The organism is Dietzia sp. (assembly GCF_036741115.1).
In the GTDB taxonomy this organism is placed as follows: Bacteria; Actinomycetota; Actinomycetes; order Mycobacteriales; family Mycobacteriaceae; genus Dietzia.
The window spans coordinates 1-2,922 of sequence record NZ_DAINST010000146.1 but is presented as its reverse complement, the minus strand read 5'-3'; the positions used below and the strand labels follow the sequence as shown (position 1 = coordinate 2,922).

At 71.0% G+C, this 2,922-nt stretch carries 3 protein-coding genes; all 3 read right to left on the bottom strand.

Features of this window, described 5'->3' with window-relative positions:
• Positions 1–73: 73 nt before the first annotated feature.
• Positions 74–1,402: a ThiF family adenylyltransferase gene (locus V7E05_RS14005; protein ID WP_333620243.1), complete on the bottom strand. Its 1,329-nt coding sequence runs from the start codon at positions 1,400–1,402 to the stop codon at positions 74–76.
• 72 nt (positions 1,403–1,474) lie between these two features.
• Positions 1,475–2,299, bottom strand: coding sequence for a DUF3152 domain-containing protein (locus V7E05_RS14000; protein WP_333620242.1), 825 nt, complete (start codon positions 2,297–2,299; stop codon positions 1,475–1,477).
• A gap of 457 nt (positions 2,300–2,756) precedes the next feature.
• Complete coding sequence (locus V7E05_RS14355) at positions 2,757–2,912, bottom strand: DUF3107 family protein (protein WP_442891690.1); 156 nt, start codon at positions 2,910–2,912, stop codon at positions 2,757–2,759.
• Positions 2,913–2,922: the final 10 nt, after the last annotated feature.

The following is a 2,922-nucleotide window of genomic DNA, read 5'->3' as shown; positions in this document are numbered from 1 at the left end:
TCGGTGCTACGGGGCGGCGCCACCTACCGGTGTCCTCCCGGGCGTTTTTCCCGCCCATGACGCCGGACGTCCCCTAATAGCGAGGCAGGCTCGGATCTATCTCGGTGCTCCACTCATCAATCCCGCCGGCCATCGAGCGCACTCGGACCGCGCCGCCGCCAGCCCCCGTGGTAGCCGCCCGCTCCACGATGATTCTCGCCGCCTGGGCCGAGCGCCCGCCGGCCTTGCAGAACACGACGAGATCGGTGCCCGATGCGGCCGTATCGTCGTCGCTTCCGCCGGCGCTGCCTTCGCCGCCGCTTCCGCCGAGCGCGCGCGACAGCGGGCTCGTGGGATCGGCGAGGGCATCGGCGATCTCGCCGAGCGGCACCCACAGTGAGGGTTCGATGCTCGCGACGGCGCGCTCCCCCGCCTCGCGGACGTCGAGGAACACGGTGCCCGAGTCCGGACCGAGGAGCCGCGAGGCTTCGGCCGCGGAAATCTCCTCGACCTGTGCGAACTCATCGGACGCCCCGGCTGCTGCCTCGCCTCCGGCAGGGAGCTCGCACGAAACATCCTGGGAAATCGCGCCGAGCGCCGTCACCCTGGCCCGGTCCGGATCCGCGTGGAGCCGCAACGAGCGCTGGGTGGTCGCGAGGGAATCGACGAGCACGAGGCGCCCGAGCGCCGGCTCGCCGACCCCGGTGATGAGCCACAGCGCCTGCAGCGCGAGGAGCGAACCGATCTGCCCGGTGAGCGCGCCGAGGATTCCTGCCTCGCCGCAGCTGGGGACCGTGCCGGGAGCGGGGGCCTCGGGATAGACGTCGCGCAGGCCGATGGGCTCGTAGCTGGCCGGCGGCGCGGACCAGAACACCGAGAACTGCGCTCGGTAGCGGTCGAGCGTCCCCCAGACGAGAGGGGTTCCCGAGATCTCGCACGCGTCGGCGACGAGGTAGCGGGTGGCGAAATTGTCCGAGCCGTCGATCACGAGATCGCAGTCGTCGACGAACTCCGAGATGTTCGACGGGTCGAGGCGCACCGTATGGGCCTCGACCTCGACGAGCGCTGCAAGGTCGGCGAGGCGTCGGGAGGCCGACTCGGACTTGTCCATGCCGATCGAGCCCTCGCCGTGGATGACCTGGCGGTGGAGGTTCGAGAGGTCGACCGTGTCGTCATCGACGACCACGAGGCGCCCGATCCCCGCGGCGGCGAGGTAGAGCAGCACCGGCGAGCCGAGGCCCCCGGCGCCCACGACGAGCGCCGTGGCGGCCCGCACGCGGCGCTGGGCCACGGGGCCGAAATCGCGGAGGATCAGGTGGCGGGCGTAGCGCTGCCGCTCCTCCACCGTAAGCTCCGGACCCGGCTCGACGAGCGGCGGGAAGCGAGTCCCTGCGTCGTTCGCGCTGCTGTTGCCGTCCTGCATGCCTCCTCCTTTCCGACGCCGCGGGCTCGTCTCGACGCCAACCGGCGCGTCCCTACGCCCGAAGGCTCGTCTCTACGCCTGTGGGAAGGGCCAGGCGTTCGGCCGACACGTCACGTCGTCGTCCGGCGCGTAGCCCGTGGGGTCGAGCTTGTGGAGATCGGAGTTCTTCAGGCTCAGCGTCTGCTGCATCATGATCGGCGCCAGCGCACCGTCCTTCGGGCACGCGACGTGCTGCGGATGCCCGACGGCGTGACCGACCTCGTGATTGATCTGGTACTGGCGGTACAGGCCGAGGTCGCCCTCGAACGAGACCGCGCCGCGCACCCAGCGCGCGAGGTTGAGGTACACCCGCTCGGTGCTCGGGTCGTAGCACGAGGTCTCGAGCGCGATGTCGTAGCCACACGCGTCGCGGACGGTCTGCGGGGTGGTCAGCGAGATGCGGAACTTCGGCGACTGGTCGCTCGCGACGCGCTGGAAGCGGACCTTCCCGTCCCCGGTCCAGCTCTTCGGTTCGAACAGCGTCGTCTGGATGAGCTGCGCGACGGAATCGTTACCGCCGAAGGCCGCGGTGTCGATCCCGTCCTCGACCTCAATGGTAAACGTGTTGAGCTCGCCCTGCGGTTGCCCGACCACGTCGCTCGTGCCCGGGACCACCGAGAACGTCCCCGCTCCGGCCTGGAGCACGGGCGCGCCGTCGGGAAGCTGCCCCATCTCGGGGATCTCTCCCTTGTAGTCGCCGACGCCTGGGTCCGAAGGCTGGTCCTGGGCGCTTGCCGAGTTGTCGTGCCCGGCCTCGGTCTCGGGATTGCGGACCGCGTCCGCGATCACCGCGATGGTGAGCACGAGGAGCACCGGGATCGCGTACGCGCGCCAGCCCCACTGGCGGAAGAAACGCACCACCGGGTTCGAACGCGAGCCCGAGCCACCGCCCGAGCCCGAGCGCCGCGAACCGGACGGTGCGGCGGCGGTGCGGCGGCCGGACCGACCGGCGGCAGACTTGGCCGGCCGGCCGGAGCCGGACGGGGCGGTCGCGACTCGGCGCGCTCCATGGGAGCCGCCCGGCGCACTTCCCTCTCGAGTGCCGCCACTCCGTTCGGCACCGACACTCCGTGCAGCACCGCGTTGTCCGCTACTGCGCTGCGCGCCACCGCGCTGCACACCGCCGCGCGGGGCGCCCTCGGGCTGTCCGGCGCCGCGCGCGGAACCGCCGGCCCTTCGTCCACGGGGCAGGTGCCGCTCGTTCCGGGAGCCGTTGGCAGCATCACCGTTCGCCATCGACCACGTCCTCTCCGCGCAACACGCACCTAGCCCTCATTCCTCTAGGAGGGTACTAGGCGCTGTCGCGGGAACCGCGTTAGAGCGACCCGAAACCGACGGATCGGGGCGCCTCTGCCCCGAAATCGAGGTAGGCGATCGCCGTTGGGTGGATGAGAAGCGTGCGGCCATCCTCCTTCTGGAACTCGACGAATCCGGCCGAGGAGTCCGCCGACGACGCGACGAGTTCACGCACGCCCTTCTCG

What these genes read in the sequence shown, in the direction of transcription:
- V7E05_RS14005 (WP_333620243.1), bottom strand. Translation starts at nt 1,402, where the DNA reads ATGCAGGACGGCAACAGCAGCGCGAACGACGCAGGGACTCGCTTCCCG.